This is a genomic window from Bacillus sp. FSL E2-8900 (assembly GCF_037966225.1).
GTDB classification, from domain to species: domain Bacteria; phylum Bacillota; class Bacilli; order Bacillales; family Bacillaceae_G; genus Bacillus_A; species Bacillus_A cereus.
Genome location: NZ_CP150193.1, coordinates 4,973,452 through 4,988,949 on the forward strand (window position 1 = coordinate 4,973,452; position 15,498 = coordinate 4,988,949).

A 15,498-nucleotide genomic window follows, 5' to 3' on the forward strand; every position below is an offset into this window, starting at 1 on the left:
ACAAAACATCCAAAATGTATAGTTAAAAGTACAAAAATACCGAAAATATATTTTAGTCAGAGGGTTCTAACATATGTGTGGAAAGGGTTTGCACCGTAAAAGGAAAGAAAACCCTTTCTTAAGAAAGGGTTTTTGTCTCTATTTCTAATGGTTTACGAATTGGAATTAGGATCATAATACAACCAACTAACACAACAATTCCACCTACTAAAAACGGACTTTGTGGTGAAACAGTATGACCGATAATTCCTGATAAAATCGGAGCAATCGCACCACCTAACCAACGAACAAAGTTATAAACACCTGACGTAACAGATCTTTCATAAGGTGAAATATCCATTACATAACTTGTATATAATGCATTGTTTAAGCCAGATGCCAATCCTGATAAAACGATAAGAGTAATTTGTAACCACATAATTTTCACAAAGAATAGTGCAATTAAGAAAATCGCAAATATGAGTAAACTACCCTTCAATAATGTTTTTGGTTCATATTTCCCTTCTAGCTTATGTGCTAAAATTGCAGAACCGTAAGCTAACGCGAGTCCCCATCCGCAAAATACAAAGCCTAATTGAATAGCTGATAAATGCATAATAAGTGGTGAATATGCTAACACGACAAAAAATCCGTAGTAGTATAGCATCCCTGAAATGGCACCTTGCATAAATGGTTTATACTTCACCAGGTTAAGTAATTCCCCTACGCCAGCAGCCTTACGCTTCACTTTTCGTTCTGGTTCTTTTACAAAAAAGAATACTAAAATAAATGCTAAGAAAATTAAAATACTCGTCGCGAAAAACGGATAACGCCAAGAATGACCACCTAATATCCCGCCTAATAACGGTCCGCCAGCCATACCTAAGCCGATAGCTGCTTCGTATAATCCTACTGCTTCATGAACTTCTTTACTTAATGCAATCAATAAAGTCATCGCCGTCGCGAAGAACATCGCATTCCCTAATCCCCATCCAGCGCGGAAAAGAGATAATTGAGCAATCGTTTGCGACATACCACATATAAACGCAAATACAGTCACAATCGCAAGACCGATTGTCATCATCCGTTTATCACCAAATCTCGATGCAAATATACCAGCTGGTAACATCATAATTGCCATCGTTAAAATATAAGCGGTAAATAACATTTCAACTTGCCAATGCGATGCACCAATTTTCTCTGCAATAATCGGCAAAATTGGGTCGACTACTCCTATACCCGAAAAGGCAAGGAAGGTAGCCACCACTGTAATCAATCTCCCTAGTTTTTGTTTGCTCTCCATTTTGATTACTCTCCTTTTGTGCTCTCTAAAAATGTTACTGCACGATGTAAACTATCTTCTAGTTCTGCCTTTACACGTTGCATTTGCTCCATTTTTTCGTCTAACGTTTGCACTTGTTTTTCAAGCATATCTTTAATTTCTTGAATCACTTCACGATCACGAGGGTTTTCGCTATTTCTTCTTTGCTCCATTCTTTCTTTTAGTGATAAGAAATGCTGCATTTCTTGAAGTGTGATTCCTAGCACTTCTTTCGCTTCTACAATTCTTTTAATTCTGGCAATATCCTCATCCGTATACAGACGGATATTTCCCTCACTACGTTCTGGGGGATGAATTAAACCAATTTCCTCATAATAACGAAGTGTACGTTTTGTTAAACCGACTTGCTTTGTTACTTCATCAATTTTATACATGTTTATTCCTCCCTTCACTTGATTATTACATTTTACGTTAACGTTAACTTTTCTGCAACTGTTAGACTTTTGTAAATGTTTGTCATATTCAATTGTATTTTCCCTAAAGCAGTTTCATAATAAAAGAAAAGAGATAATAAGGAGAATTTCACATGAGTAAACCACTTATTTTCGCTCACCGCGGAGTAAAAGGAACACATCCCGAAAATACGATGATTGCCTTCCAAGAAGCAGAACGCATTGGTGCTCACGGAATTGAACTCGATGTCCACTTATCAAAAGATGGTGAACTTGTCGTAATTCACGATGAAACCGTCGATCGTACAACAAATGGCGTTGGACCTGTTTCTGAAAAAACGGTAGAGGAACTACAATTATTGGACGCTGGTAGCTATAAAGACCCTTCTTTCCATGAAGCAAAAATCCCAACGTTGCGTGAGGTTTTCATTTGGCTTTCCACAACGAACTTACAACTAAATATTGAATTAAAGACAGATGTTATTCATTACCCAAATATTGAGGAAAAAGCTGTTGCACTTGTGCGTGAATATCATCTTTCTAATCAAATTGTATTTTCATCATTTAACCATGACTCTGTTTCATTATTAGCAGAAATTGCTCCTGAAATCCCAAGAGCAATTTTATATGATACACCACTTGCTGATCCAATTTCCGAAGCAAAACATAGAGAAGCAAGTGGATTACATCCAAACTTCCAGTTATTAACGAAAGAATTTGTGCAGTTAGCACAAGAGCAAGGATATGTTTTCCGTCCATATACAATTAATGAATACAAAGATTTACAAACTATGATTGATTATGGTGTAGATGTCATCATTACCGATTGGCCAGCACGTGCCTTTGAGCTCCTTTCTTAATGGAAAGGGCTTTTTTATTTTCGAAATTTCATTGTTTAAAATAAACGAAAACCCTCAATACTAATACAATAACGCTTGTATTAATGAGGGGCTGAAAAAAGATGGATCAAACTATGAATCCAAAACTTAAAAAATATAAACGTCTTTTCTTCACCGCAATGTTTTCGTGCGTCCTTTTCTTCGTTTTTTCTTTTTTTGTTATTATTATAGTTGCAAAAATTATGGGACCTCCTCCTGTTGCGGTCCCGCAAACAAGCGTCTTTTACGCAAACGATGATACTGTTATTGGACAAAGTAACGAAATTCAAAAACGTTACAATGTCTCTCTTAATGAAATTTCACCTTATGTAAAAGAAGCGACCCTTTCTATTGAAGATCAAAGATTTTATAAACATCACGGCTTCGATTTGAAACGGATTGCAGGTGCAATTGTTGCTGATTTAAAAGCGATGGCAAAGGTACAAGGAGCTAGTACAATTACACAACAATACGCGCGTAATCTGTATTTAGATCATGATAAAACGTGGAAACGAAAATTGTTAGAGGCAATGTACACTATCCGCCTTGAAGTAAACTATAATAAAAATCATATTTTAGAAGGATATTTAAATACAATTTATTACGGACATGGCGCTTATGGCATCGAAGCTGCGTCCCGTCTATATTTCGATAAAACGGCAAAAGAGTTAACATTAGCAGAAGCTAGTATGCTGGCAGGTATCCCGAAAGGGCCAAGTGTCTATTCTCCCTTTTTGAAAGAGGATCGTGCTAAAGGACGACAAGCTCTCATATTAGATGAAATGGTAAAGCAAGGATATATTACGAAGCAACAAGCAGCCTTAGCGAAGAAAGAAACACTAACTTTTGCCTCATTAGATACGAAAAAAGTAGCAGAGGTCGCACCATATTTCCAAGATGCTGTACAAGCTTCGCTTCTTCGTGATGTCGGATTAGACGAACAAGCTTTACAACGAGGTGGCTTACGAATTTATACAACGCTAGACCCTAAACTACAAGCTGTAGCAGAACAAGCTGTAAAGGATCATATACCTGACACAACAAACATACAAACTGCTCTCGTCTCTATGAATCCAACGACAGGTGAAGTGGCTGCTCTTGTTGGCGGAACCGATTATACTACGAGTCAATTTAACAGGGCTACACAGGCCATTCGTCAGCCTGGTTCTACATTTAAGCCATTTCTATATTATGCGGCATTAGAACGAGGATTCACGCCTGCTACGCGCTTAAAAAGCGAATATACTGTATTCACCTTAGGTGACGGCGTTTCAAAGTATAAACCGAAGAACTATAAAGATTATTATGCCGATGATTTCGTAACGATGGCACAAGCTCTCGCAGTCTCTGATAACATATATGCTGTGAAAACGAATTTGTTTTTAGGAGATGACGCGCTTGCAAAAACAGCGAAACAATTTGGAATTACAAGTGCATTAAAAGATGTACCTTCTCTAGCTCTCGGTACATCACCAGTAAAACCAATTGAAATGGTTAACGCTTATAGCATGTTCGCAAACGGTGGAAAAGAAGTAAAACCTACTTTCATTCGCCGCATTATGGATCATGAAGGAAATATATTATACGATGCTCATTTAGAGAGTAAACAAGTTCTCGACAAGAGCAAAGCGTTTGTAATGGAAGAAATGATGACTGGTATGTTTAATAAGAAACTAAGCAGTTATGCTGCTGTAACTGGCCAATCGATGTTATCAAAATTATCAAGAACATATGCCGGCAAATCTGGTTCTACTGAAACGGATAGTTGGATGATCGGATTTACTCCGCAAATCGTAACAGGTGTATGGGTCGGATATGATCAACCTAAATCTATTTCAAACGTAGCAGAACAAGGATATGCGAAGAAAATATGGACTGATACGATGGAGAAAGGCTTAGATGGACAGCCTAAAAAAGAATTTAAACAACCAAGTGACGTCGTAGCGGTTAATATCAATCCAGAGAACGGTAAAATTGCTACAAAAAATTGTCCTATTTCTGTGAAAATGTATTTCGCTAAAGGTACCGAACCGACTGAATATTGTATGGATCACGTCGATGATAAAGAAGAATTTGAAAAAACGACTGAAGAAAAGAAAAAAACAAGTTGGTGGAACAAATATCTTCCTTGGTAAAAAAAAATAGCTGACGGGCACCCGTCAGCTATTTTTTATTCACTTAATAATGCACGGCGCAATTCTTCACTAGATTCGTTCCAAATCGCTTCATTATGTTCTTTCAAGAACGTACCAAGTACCTTTTTAGATGATTCATCCATATGGTCAACCATAATGTGACGCTTCAATGATTTATCCATTTTATTTACGTGTTCTGGAAGTGATTTATATCCGCGGCGAATCTCACGGTCAACTGTCATTTCACAAGCTGTTACACCTGCGTAATACGCACCTGTCGCAGTTCTTTCAATTGTTACCCATACAAGCCAAAATGGTTTTCCATTTGGAACTTCATCTTTATTTGTTAAAAACTTAATACCTTTTTCTACTGTACTACGCGCATGCATCGCACCGATATCAACGAATGCAGTCTTCTCTAGTACATCAACAAATACAGGTGAAATGTTTTCTAAGCTTAATGCCCCAACACCAAATCCACCATGTCCATCTGTTGAATCATTTTTCACGATATTAAAACCGATTTTTTTCTTTTTCTCTGTCATATGTAAAATCCTCCTCACTTAAAAATTATAAAAGGCCAAAAATAGGCGCAATGATGCTATCTAAAAATACAAATACATGCGGAATAACTACCTGAAAAATAGGTTGAATTGTATAATTACTAAGCGGTGTAATAACGAGAATTAATAACGCAATTGCCCCGTATTTTTCATACTGTGTCATTTTCGCGCGAATATTTGCTGGCGCTAAATCTTCCACAACTCGATATCCATCAAGTGGCGGGATTGGTAATAAGTTAAATACAAGTAAAACGATATTCAGCATAATAAAAATCTGGAAAAATTGAGCTAACGTATCTGCCACTGCAGATGGAATTGAGTATAATACACCAAATTTTAATAAGCTATACCAAATAATTAAACCAATTGCACTTAAAATTAAGTTACTAATCGGCCCTGCAATTGAAACTAATATACCTGCCAGACGCGGTCTTTTAAAGTTATATGGGTTAACAGGAACTGGTCTTGCCCAACCGAATCCAAGAATTAATACTGCAATCAAACCGATAGGGTCTAAATGGGCCATCGGTGATAACGTTAAACGCCCTTGTCTCTTTGCTGTATCGTCCCCAAATTTATATGCAACATATGCATGTGCAAATTCATGAACGGATAGTGCAATAATAATTGCCATTGCTACTAACGGAATTTCGTGCAATGGATATCTAAATAACTGATCCATACTTCATCTCCTCTTCCATATGTCAAAAAAGAAATTATTTGTTTTTTCGATTGTTCTTCCCCATAATCCGCTATAATAAGAGTGTAACTTACATAAAAGGAGCGATTGTACATGCCATACGTAACAGTGAAAATGCTAGAAGGACGCACAGAAGAACAAAAGAAAGCTCTTGCTGAGAAAGTAACAGCAGCAGTAAGCGAAACAACTGGTGCTCCTGAAGAAAACATCGTTGTTTTCATCGAAGAAATGTCTAAAAACCATTATGCAGTTGGCGGAAAACGCTTAAGCGACAAATAATTTCAAGTTTTTTCATAAGAAGCAGCCATTAGCTGCTTCTTATTTCTTTCCTTCTAACAACTCAATAATTCTCTCTTTATATTTTCCTTTTCTTCCATCTTCATAGATTAAATCATGTGGATAGAATAGCTTTTGATCCGTTCTTTTCTTACCTGTAATCGCCTCAACAATATCCGACTCACGTGAAAGCTCTCTAAGCTCTCCGTTTGGCATAAGAAGTAGGATTGGTAGACGCTCTTCTTCTTCTCCTGCACGATAAAAGTCATACGGTAAGTCTGATGTTGAATCAACTACTAAATAATACTCCGGATCAAGTCCAATCTTTTTAAATAAACTACTTAATTCCATCCAATTATCTAAACCGTGTTTATCTGTAAACTCTACATATTTAAATAGATTTCGATTCATAAAACGGCGACATAAATCGCTTAAAATTGGATCTTCTTCTTCCTGCCATACTTGGAAGTAGTAATACATAACGTTCTCGTCTAACTTTAAATAATCCTCTACTGTTACTTCTTCTTCAAATAAAGAATAGAAATGAACAGGATGATTTTTAAATGTATAATACTTCTCGTGCAGTGATTTCGCACGGTGTAAAATCTTCGTTAAAATAACTTCTGCACTTCGCGTTACCGGGTGGAAATATACTTGCCAATACATTTGATAACGACTCATAATGTAATGCTCAACAGCATGCATACCACTATTTTTAATGACTACTTGATTCCCATACGGACGCATTACACGCAGTATACGTTCCATATCGAAGTTTCCGTACTTTACGCCTGTAAAATAAGCATCTCTTAATAAATAATCCATACGATCCGCATCAATTTGACTCGAAATCATACTAATCGCTAATTTATTAGTAGACGTTTTTGCAATTACATCTGCTACCTTTTGTGGAAACTCCTTATCAACACGACTTAATACATCATTAATCTCCGTATCGCCAACGATAATCTTTTGCGTAAATTTCTCATGATCTAATGAAAATACTTTTTCAAACGAGTGAGAAAATGGGCCGTGGCCGACATCATGAAGTAATGCCGCACATAAACATAACAATCTATCTTCAGCATTCCAATTTGGTCTGCCATCAAACACATCATCAATCATACGACGAATAATTTCGTATACACCTAACGAATGAGTAAAGCGACTATGCTCTGCACCGTGAAATGTAAAAAATGTCGTTCCAAGCTGCTTAATACGGCGCAAGCGTTGAAATTCTTTCGTTCCGATTAAATCCCAAATAACACGATCACGCACGTGCACATATTTATGTACTGGGTCTTTAAACACTTTTGTTTCGCTGAGTTTGTCGTTTAAATATACCACTTTCCGACATCCCCCTTTCTTTACTACATTCTTACTTTATATTATAAACGAAATGAGAAACAGAAAGAAATGAAAGACTGTATTAATTCCCTTTATAAAAAGAAAAAATCACCTTTACCGAAGTAAAAGTGATTTCCTTTATACATTATTTACCTAAAACGAATTCAGCAACTTCGTCTAAGATCATATCTTTCCCAAGTGGGAAGTAACCTTTGTTTAAGTCTTCATTTTTAATTGTAAATACGTGGTTGTTTTTAACAGCGTTCATGTTTTTCCAAATTGATTCTTCTTGGAATTCTTTCAAGCGCTGAGAACCGTCACCAGTTGTAAACACGAATAAGTAATCTGGGTTGTAATCGATTAAAGCTTCTTTTTGTACTTGTACTAACGGTTTATCAGTTGGTGTACCTTTAACTGCTGGTAGTTTTAAATCATTAAAGATTACGCTACCGTAACCGTAGTCACCGTATACGCGGAAAGCATTTGGATATGCAGCCATTTTCATAAATGTTGCTTCACCAGTTTTAGCAACGATTTTGTCATGTAATTTGCTTGCTTTTTCATCATACTTTTTGAACCATTCTTTTGTTTCTTTTTCTTTACCGAAGATTTGACCTACTTCTTCAAATTTTGGACGCCATTGATCTAATGGAGTATTTAACATAACTGTTGGTGCAATTTTAGATAATTGATCATAAATCTTTTCTTGACGATTATTTACAAGAATTAAATCTGGTTTTGCAGCAGCTACTGCTTCGATGTTAATTTTATCGCCCCAAGCAGAACCAACTGGTTTAACGTCTTTTAGTTTCTTTTCAATATGTGCATCAATTTTTTCTTGAGATGTATTAGCAGTAATAACCGGTTTCATACCGAAAATTAATAATTCTTCTGTTGAACCACTAAGGTCAGCAATTTTCTTTGGGTTTGCAGGAATTTTAATTTCCCCTTTTGCATGTTTTACAGTGCGCTCTTCAGTCTTTGCATCTGCTTTCTTTTCTTCTTCTTTGTTAGAACAAGCTGCAAATAGTACAGAAGTCACAACTAGTACCATTGCTAATAGTGCCATTTTAAAATTCTTCATGTTCCCACTCCTTCTAGCTGTATTTATCTTATAAGTTACAACGAACTATAAGAAACAAAAATAACAATTAATTAATATATATTTATTAATTGTTGTTAATAACCCATTCTAACGGGCGTTCAACTTCCCATTCTTATATAAGAAGCTCAACGTCCATTAGAAGTCCCCCTCTTCACGAGGGGGTTCTACTTATGCTTTTTTACGCAATTGATTACTAATCATCGCTAAATCATATGTTAAACAAATTGGCTTACAGTTTACTGGACATGGAACGATTTGAGCTTCAATCTCAAATACGTTACGAAGTGTTTCACTTGTCATAACTTCATCTGGCGTTCCTTGTTTCATTAACTTACCTGCTTTTAATGCAATCATATGATCTGAGAAACGAGAAGCGTGATTTAAGTCATGGATAACCATAACAATCGTTCTACCTTCTTCTTCATTTAACTTTTTCAATAAGTTTAATACTTCTAATTGATGAGCCATATCTAAGTACGTCGTTGGTTCATCCAATACAAGTAATTCTGTTCCTTGTGCAAGAGCCATTGCAATCCAAACACGTTGACGTTGACCGCCTGATAGCGCTTCTGCTGGACGATTCGCAAATTCTTTCATTCCTGTCACTTCAAGTGCCCAGTTAATGTAGCGATAATCCTCTTCTTTCAACGTGCCAAACCCTTTTTGATGAGGGAATCTTCCATATGACACAAGCTCAAATACAGTAAGACCCGTTGGCACTTCTGCAGTTTGTGGTAAAATCGCCATTTTCTTTGCAATTTCTTTCGTTGGCTGTTTCTCAATTGCTTTTCCGTCAAGATAAACAGTACCTTGCTTTGCCTTCAAAATACGAGACGCCGTTTTTAATAATGTGGACTTCCCACAACCATTTGGTCCAATAATTGTTGTAATTTTCCCTTCCGGAATTTCAACTGTTAACCCATCAATAATTAAACCTTCATTATAGCCAACAGATACCGCATCCACCGCTAAAGTTGCCATACGAAAAGCCTCCCTTTATTTTGTCCTCATAAGTAAATAAATGAAATACGGTGCACCAATTACAGAAATAACAAGACCGACTGGTATTTCTGAAGTTGTTAGTACACTTCTTGAAATTACGTCTGCGAATAAAAGTAAAAACGTTCCTATTAGCGCAGCTGTGGGCAACATAATTTGATGTTTACCACCAACAAGGCGCCTTGCTAAATGCGGGGCCATTAAACCGATAAAGCCAATTCCGCCGGCAACAGCAACAGATGCACCTGCTAAACAAACTGCAATAAATAATAATTTACGTCTTTCTTTTTCTACGTTTACACCAAGGCCAACTGCTGTAGAATCGCCTAGGTTCATTACATTTAATATGTGTGCTTTACTTATAGCAAGCGGTAAGAAAATAACCATCCATGGAAGTACACTTAATACGAATTTCCAATCTGTCCCCCATAGACTTCCCGCCAGCCAAATCGTAGCAAAACGAAAATCGTTAGATGTCATCTTCATAGAGAAAATTAAACTAACAGCTCCAAATCCAGCTGCAACGGCAATACCGACTAGTATTAATCGAGTCGATGAAACGCCGTCTTTCCATGCTAGTAAATAAATAATTACCGCTGCTAATATCGCTCCAACTAGTGCGAAGAATGGAAGAATGAATACAGATAAAAATGTACCAGTCCCTACTTTTCCGAAGAAGAAGTAGACGAATATAACAACTGTTAATCCCGCTCCAGCATTAATACCTATAATACCTGGATCAGCAAGCGGATTTCGTGATAAACCTTGCAAAATCGCGCCTGACATAGCTAAAGCAGATCCGACTAGTATAGCAATTACCATACGCGGCATACGGAATTCAAATAAAATAACAGACTGATCTTCAGCCCCTAGTCCAACCAATGACTTTAATACGTCCATTGGCGGGATTTTAAAAGTTCCTGTATTTAAACTAATAAGAAATATAGAAACGATTAGTCCTACTAAAATCGTTAATATAGAAATGTTCTTTTTTGTTAAGACACTCGTCCTCACATCTTTCCTCTCCCTTCATTACGTGCTAAGTAGAGGAAGAATGGAACCCCAATTAGCGCTGTAATTGCTCCAATTGGCGTTTCAAATGGCGGGTTAATAACGCGAGATAACATATCTGCACATTCAATTAACAGCCCACCTAAGACCGCAGAACATGGAATAACCCATCTATAGTCCGAGCCTACGAGGAAACGAGTCATATGCGGAATTACAAGACCAACAAATCCAACTGATCCTGCCATGGAAACTGCGGAACCCGTTAAAACAAGAACAAGTACTGTTCCGATAAATTTAATCAATGTCGTATTTTGACCAAGTCCAATTGCAATTTCTTCACCGAAGCTCAAAATTGTAATATATCTTGACATCATAATTGCGATAAAAAGACAAACAAGGCCAATTGGCACTAACATATTAATACTTTGCCATTTCACTCCAGCGACTCCGCCTGCATTCCACATACTCACCTCTTGGGCAAGATTGAAATACAATGCGATTCCAGATGAAATTGCCCCTAATAAAGCACTAATAGCTGCACCTGCTAAAGCTAATTTCACAGGTGTTAATCCACCTGGTGAAGAAGATCCAATTCCATATACAATGCTTGCACCAAACGCAGCTCCAATAAAAGATGCGATAACAAACATTAAATAAGGTGAATTAGGGAAAAATGCATACATAATTGCAATTCCAAATACAGCTCCATCTGTAATCCCCATTAACGATGGTGAAGCAAGTGGATTTCGCGTCATACCTTGCATAATTGCTCCTGATACCGCTAAAAAGGCACCTGCAACTACGCCCCCTATTGCTCTAGGCATGCGAAGCTCTTGAATTACGTTATGATGTGTAATAGATCCATCAAACTGAAATACAGCTTGCCATACAGTCTTTAAACTAATATCTGCAGCCCCAAAAGAAATAGAAACTGCCATGCTTAAAGCTAACAAAATTGTACCCGCTACTAAAATAATAGAAGCGATGAGCGGTCTGCTCTTAATCTCTTTAACATTCTCTTCTTGCTGTTCTATACTGCTTGCGCTCGCTTCCATCCCTCAACCATCCTAACCAACAACATATATTTATTGAAATGAAATTTATTCTCAAATAGTAATAAAAAAATTAGGTGAATTGTTATTTCCCTGATAATGATTCTCAGAATCAGACACTTCTATTCTACCTATCGCTTTAAAAGACTGTCAACCATTATTTTGAAATATAAATTTATATAAACTGGAATTTTAATACAAAAGTTATGTCCATCCTTTAGAAAACGTTCATCCACACAAGATTACTTTCGCAGAATAAACCATTCCTCTTATGGGCATAAAAAAAGAAGAGGAATCTTTTCACTCTTCTTTTTCTTACTTATTTAACTTTGCTTCAATTTTCACGATTAACTCATCTTCTGTTGGAGCCGCAACTGGACGGTTATTTACAAATGCGAATGATTTTTTACGACCAGGACCACAGTAAGACTGACATCCAACTTCAATCGTTGCACATGAATCTACTTTTTTTAGCTTCGGAACTAACGTTTTAACGTTCGTTGCCTGACAGTCATCGCACACGCGAAACTCGTTTCCCATTATATAACACTTCCTCTATTTTAAACTTTTCTCAAGTACATTTAAAAATAAACACTAAATGGTATTTTACCGCTCTTTGAAGCTCGTTGCAAGTTTCCCTACAAAGCCTATTCTCTACATATTGCTACATATTTATATGCTCTCCTACAGAAGCGCTCACCATTCATGGGAAAATTTTTACCTTTCATCGAAATCTACCATATTTTTAAAAGCTTTGTATAAAAGTTTATTTTTTTGCCCATTATAAAAATAGGAAGTTCATAAAAAGAAAGGGAGTTGAATCTATGAAAGTAAGACAAGATGCTTGGACAGATGAGGATGATTTATTACTTGCTGAAACGGTACTTCGTCATGTTAGAGAAGGAAGTACGCAATTAAATGCATTTGAGGAAGTAGGGGATCAGTTAAATCGTACATCTGCTGCTTGTGGTTTCCGCTGGAATGCCGTTGTTCGCTATAGCTATGAACAAGCTCTTCAACTAGCAAAAAAACATCGTAAAGATAAAATGCGTGCTGCAAGCGGTGAACAAGCGAAAAAACGTTTACTTTATACACCACCAGCTTCAGATTCGATAACTGATTATGAAGAATTAGTACAAGAAGAATCAATCGTACAATATAAAGAAGCTATTCCATATCAAGAATCTACTGCTCCTGCTGCAAGAAGCTCTATGACGATGCAAGATGTTATTTATTTTTTACAAACAGTCGGATCTTCAAATATAAAAGTGACAGCTCTTGAAAACGAGAATACGAGATTGAAACAAGAAATTAAAGCACAAATCCTTCGGAATGAGGAACTAGAAAAGAAACTAGAAAAATTAGAAAAGCAATCTCATACTGTACAAGAAGATTACGAAACACTTATGAACATTATGAACCGTGCTCGTAAATTGGCAGTCATGGATGACGAAGAACGTTCTCAAACATCTTTCCGAATGGACCGAAACGGTAATTTAGAAAAAATTGCAGAATAAGAAGGATGCATGTAATGCATCCTTTTTATTATTTCACCTCTAAGCTCCCCCTTTATATGTGAGAAAACTCCATTCTTCATTTTTTGCTATAATAGAGATTGTCATTTTAAAGATAAGGGGTTAGTTATATGAGCAATTCCCGTTCCATTTTATCTCAGCCAGAGTGGCGCATTGTAGATCAATCTAGTTTAGGACCAACATTCCATGCACTTCAGTCATTCGCAATGGATGACACATTATGCACAAGCATTGGAAATGGCAAGTCAGCCGCAACAATGCGTTCTTGGGTTCATCACAATACAATTGTCCTTGGCATTCAAGATTCACGCCTTCCGCATTTAGAAGAAGGTATTTCTTTTTTAAAACAAAACAACTTCAATGTCATTGTTCGTAATTCTGGCGGGCTTGCGGTCGTGCTTGATGAAGGTGTTTTAAATGTATCACTTTTATTTCAAGAAACAGAAAAAGGTATCGATATCGATCTTGGATACGATACAATGTGGCATTTGATTAAGGAGATGTTAAAGGATTACGACGTTACTATCGAGGCAAAAGAAATTGTTGGCTCTTACTGTCCTGGTAGTTATGACTTAAGTATTCGCGATCAAAAATTCGCTGGTATTTCACAACGTCGTATTCGCGGGGGTGTCGCTGTCCAAATTTACCTCTGTGCTACCGGAAGTGGCTCTGAGCGTGCCGCACTCGTTCGTGATTTCTACAACCTAGCAATTCAAGGGGAAGAAACACGCTTTACGTACCCTGAAATTGTACCAAGTACGATGGCCTCACTCTCAGAATTACTTGGCGAAACCATTACAGTACAAGATTTAATGATGCGTCTTTTAAAAACATTGCAGCAATTCGCTCCAAAGTTAACAACATCTCAATTAACAATAGACGAGATTCCTTTATATGAGACGAATTTACAACGTATTATTGATCGTAATAATAAAGCACTTGGCTTAGAAAAATAAAGACCGTCGCTATAATAGCGACGGTCTTTATTTCAATTCATTATAGAATTAAAGTGCTTGAGCTGCTGTAATTAAAGCTAACTTGTACACTTCTTCTTCGTTACATCCACGAGACAGATCATTTACAGGCATGTTTAAGCCTTGTAAGATTGGTCCTACTGCTTCGAAGTTACCTAAACGTTGAGCGATTTTGTAGCCGATATTGCCAGCTTCTAAGCTTGGGAATACGAATACGTTAGCATCACCTTTAATTGTAGAACCTGGAGCTTTTTTCTCAGCTACAGATGGTACGAATGCAGCATCGAATTGGAATTCTCCATCTAAAGTTAACTCAGGAGCCATTTCTTTTGCAATGCGAGTTGCTTCTACAACTTTTTCTGTTTCTGGAGATTTCGCAGAACCTTTTGTAGAGAAGCTTAACATAGCAACACGTGGATCAATGCCGAATAACTCAGCAGTTTTCGCACTTTCGATACCGATTTCAGCTAAATCTTGGCTGTTTGGTGCAATGTTAATTGCGCAATCAGCGAATACATATTTCTCTTCTTCACGTACCATGATGAATACGCCAGAAGTTTTTGTAACGCCTGGTTTTGTTTTAATAATTTGAAGTGCTGGACGAACTGTATCAGCTGTAGAGTGAGCTGCACCACTTACTAAACCGTGTGCTTTGCCCATGTATACAAGCATTGTACCGAAGTAGTTTTCGTCTTTAAGGATTTTGCGAGCGTCTTCTTCAGTCGCTTTACCTTTACGGCGTTCAACGAAAGATGCTACCATTGCATCCATTTCTTCGTATGTAGCTGGGTCGTAAATATCAACGCCTGCTAATGTTAAATTCATGCTAGCAGCTTTTGCGCTAATTTCTTCCTTATTACCAACTAAGATTGGTTTTACTAACTCTTCTTTTGCTAAACGCTCTGCAGCGCCTAAAATTCTTTCATCAGTTCCTTCAGGAAGTACGATAGAAATGCCTTTTCCTTGAACTTTTTCTTTTACTGTTGTAAATAAGTTGCTCACGAATAAACCCTCCTACATATGTTAAAAAAACTCTATCTTTAAGAATACTGCTTTTCTTCTATATTTTAAACTTATAGCTCCCAAAAAATAGATAAAATAAAAATGATTATATTTTCATAAAATTCAGCCGTTAAATTCACCTTGCTTAAACACTTAAATGTGACAATTTTATGCGCCAAGGTTTTATATAGATGATTTTAAAACTATA

Annotated in this window: 16 protein-coding genes; 5 read left to right on the plus strand and 11 right to left on the minus strand. The window is 36.8% G+C overall.

Features of this window, described 5'->3' with window-relative positions:
• Nucleotides 1–118: 118 nt before the first annotated feature.
• Together NST90_RS25500 and NST90_RS25505 are read right to left on the minus strand one after the other, a co-directional pair.
• A complete protein-coding gene (locus NST90_RS25500) occupies nt 119–1,282 on the minus strand; it encodes an MFS transporter (RefSeq protein ID WP_088867989.1) in 1,164 nt (387 codons plus the stop codon).
• Between the two features lie 5 nt (nt 1,283–1,287).
• Complete coding sequence (locus tag NST90_RS25505; RefSeq protein WP_000276560.1) at nt 1,288–1,695, minus strand: MerR family transcriptional regulator; 408 nt, start codon at nt 1,693–1,695, stop codon at nt 1,288–1,290.
• 152 nt (nt 1,696–1,847) lie between these two features.
• On the opposite strand from NST90_RS25505, the gene NST90_RS25510 reads away from it, so the two are divergent.
• The gene (locus NST90_RS25510) at nt 1,848–2,573 is read left to right on the plus strand and encodes a glycerophosphodiester phosphodiesterase (RefSeq protein ID WP_000042789.1); all 726 of its coding nucleotides are present in this window, start codon (nt 1,848–1,850) and stop codon (nt 2,571–2,573) included.
• A gap of 101 nt (nt 2,574–2,674) precedes the next feature.
• Entirely contained in the window at nt 2,675–4,726 is a 2,052-nt protein-coding gene (locus tag NST90_RS25515; protein ID WP_000372950.1) for a PBP1A family penicillin-binding protein, read from the plus strand.
• Nucleotides 4,727–4,761: 35 nt separating this feature from the next.
• On the opposite strand, the gene NST90_RS25520 is transcribed toward NST90_RS25515, so the two are convergent.
• Both NST90_RS25520 and NST90_RS25525 read right to left on the minus strand, forming a co-directional pair.
• Nucleotides 4,762–5,271 carry a YwhD family protein gene (locus NST90_RS25520; RefSeq protein WP_000136678.1) on the minus strand — a complete coding sequence of 170 codons (510 nt, stop codon included), beginning with the start codon at nt 5,269–5,271 and terminating at the stop codon, nt 4,762–4,764.
• Between the two features lie 25 nt (nt 5,272–5,296).
• Nucleotides 5,297–5,971 (minus strand): site-2 protease family protein, encoded by a 675-nt coding sequence (locus NST90_RS25525; RefSeq protein ID WP_000372445.1) that lies wholly within the window; start codon nt 5,969–5,971, stop codon nt 5,297–5,299.
• Between the two features lie 111 nt (nt 5,972–6,082).
• Here NST90_RS25525 and NST90_RS25530 point away from each other — a divergent pair, with 111 nt between their 5' ends.
• On the plus strand, nt 6,083–6,268 hold the full coding sequence (locus tag NST90_RS25530; RefSeq protein WP_001147171.1) for a 2-hydroxymuconate tautomerase: 186 nt from the start codon (nt 6,083–6,085) through the stop codon (nt 6,266–6,268).
• A gap of 39 nt (nt 6,269–6,307) precedes the next feature.
• Here NST90_RS25530 and NST90_RS25535 read toward each other — a convergent pair whose 3' ends face one another.
• The 6 genes from NST90_RS25535 to NST90_RS25560 form a co-directional block, all read right to left on the minus strand.
• Nucleotides 6,308–7,612, minus strand: a complete 1,305-nt coding sequence (locus NST90_RS25535; protein WP_000262730.1) for an HD domain-containing protein — start codon at nt 7,610–7,612, stop codon at nt 6,308–6,310.
• Between the two features lie 145 nt (nt 7,613–7,757).
• Nucleotides 7,758–8,696, minus strand: a complete 939-nt coding sequence (locus NST90_RS25540; protein ID WP_000787724.1) for an ABC transporter substrate-binding protein — start codon at nt 8,694–8,696, stop codon at nt 7,758–7,760.
• A gap of 189 nt (nt 8,697–8,885) precedes the next feature.
• On the minus strand, nt 8,886–9,698 hold the full coding sequence (locus tag NST90_RS25545; protein WP_000212068.1) for an ABC transporter ATP-binding protein: 813 nt from the start codon (nt 9,696–9,698) through the stop codon (nt 8,886–8,888).
• A 15-nt stretch (nt 9,699–9,713) separates the two neighbouring features.
• Complete coding sequence (locus NST90_RS25550; protein WP_001260757.1) at nt 9,714–10,730, minus strand: iron ABC transporter permease; 1,017 nt, start codon at nt 10,728–10,730, stop codon at nt 9,714–9,716.
• On the minus strand, nt 10,727–11,782 hold the full coding sequence (locus tag NST90_RS25555) for an iron ABC transporter permease (RefSeq protein ID WP_000388294.1): 1,056 nt from the start codon (nt 11,780–11,782) through the stop codon (nt 10,727–10,729). The genes NST90_RS25550 and NST90_RS25555 overlap by 4 nt, the downstream gene beginning before the upstream one ends.
• Nucleotides 11,783–12,094: 312 nt before the next feature.
• Nucleotides 12,095–12,319: a DUF1450 domain-containing protein gene (locus NST90_RS25560; RefSeq protein WP_000526079.1), complete on the minus strand. Its 225-nt coding sequence runs from the start codon at nt 12,317–12,319 to the stop codon at nt 12,095–12,097.
• A gap of 284 nt (nt 12,320–12,603) precedes the next feature.
• On the opposite strand from NST90_RS25560, the gene NST90_RS25565 reads away from it, so the two are divergent.
• Together NST90_RS25565 and NST90_RS25570 are read left to right on the plus strand one after the other, a co-directional pair.
• Nucleotides 12,604–13,296 carry an RsfA family transcriptional regulator gene (locus NST90_RS25565; RefSeq protein ID WP_000868358.1) on the plus strand — a complete coding sequence of 231 codons (693 nt, stop codon included), beginning with the start codon at nt 12,604–12,606 and terminating at the stop codon, nt 13,294–13,296.
• Between the two features lie 128 nt (nt 13,297–13,424).
• Nucleotides 13,425–14,270: a biotin/lipoate A/B protein ligase family protein gene (locus tag NST90_RS25570; protein WP_000071951.1), complete on the plus strand. Its 846-nt coding sequence runs from the start codon at nt 13,425–13,427 to the stop codon at nt 14,268–14,270.
• 48 nt (nt 14,271–14,318) lie between these two features.
• Here NST90_RS25570 and pta read toward each other — a convergent pair whose 3' ends face one another.
• Nucleotides 14,319–15,290 carry a phosphate acetyltransferase gene (gene pta, locus NST90_RS25575; protein WP_000067215.1) on the minus strand — a complete coding sequence of 324 codons (972 nt, stop codon included), beginning with the start codon at nt 15,288–15,290 and terminating at the stop codon, nt 14,319–14,321.
• Nucleotides 15,291–15,498: the final 208 nt, after the last annotated feature.

Bases quoted from the DNA above. Each gene is read 5' to 3' on its own strand.
- NST90_RS25570 (WP_000071951.1), top strand. From the start codon at position 13,425: ATGAGCAATTCCCGTTCCATTTTATCTCAGCCAGAGTGGCGCATTGTA.
- NST90_RS25555 (WP_000388294.1), bottom strand. From the start codon at position 11,782: ATGGAAGCGAGCGCAAGCAGTATAGAACAGCAAGAAGAGAATGTTAAA.
- NST90_RS25545 (WP_000212068.1), bottom strand. From the start codon at position 9,698: ATGGCAACTTTAGCGGTGGATGCGGTATCTGTTGGCTATAATGAAGGT.
- NST90_RS25560 (WP_000526079.1), bottom strand. From the start codon at position 12,319: ATGGGAAACGAGTTTCGCGTGTGCGATGACTGTCAGGCAACGAACGTT.
- NST90_RS25505 (WP_000276560.1), bottom strand. From the start codon at position 1,695: ATGTATAAAATTGATGAAGTAACAAAGCAAGTCGGTTTAACAAAACGT.
- NST90_RS25515 (WP_000372950.1), top strand. From the start codon at position 2,675: ATGGATCAAACTATGAATCCAAAACTTAAAAAATATAAACGTCTTTTC.
- NST90_RS25520 (WP_000136678.1), bottom strand. From the start codon at position 5,271: ATGACAGAGAAAAAGAAAAAAATCGGTTTTAATATCGTGAAAAATGAT.
- NST90_RS25510 (WP_000042789.1), top strand. From the start codon at position 1,848: ATGAGTAAACCACTTATTTTCGCTCACCGCGGAGTAAAAGGAACACAT.
- NST90_RS25540 (WP_000787724.1), bottom strand. From the start codon at position 8,696: ATGAAGAATTTTAAAATGGCACTATTAGCAATGGTACTAGTTGTGACT.
- NST90_RS25525 (WP_000372445.1), bottom strand. From the start codon at position 5,971: ATGGATCAGTTATTTAGATATCCATTGCACGAAATTCCGTTAGTAGCA.
- NST90_RS25530 (WP_001147171.1), top strand. From the start codon at position 6,083: ATGCCATACGTAACAGTGAAAATGCTAGAAGGACGCACAGAAGAACAA.
- NST90_RS25500 (WP_088867989.1), bottom strand. From the start codon at position 1,282: ATGGAGAGCAAACAAAAACTAGGGAGATTGATTACAGTGGTGGCTACC.
- NST90_RS25565 (WP_000868358.1), top strand. From the start codon at position 12,604: ATGAAAGTAAGACAAGATGCTTGGACAGATGAGGATGATTTATTACTT.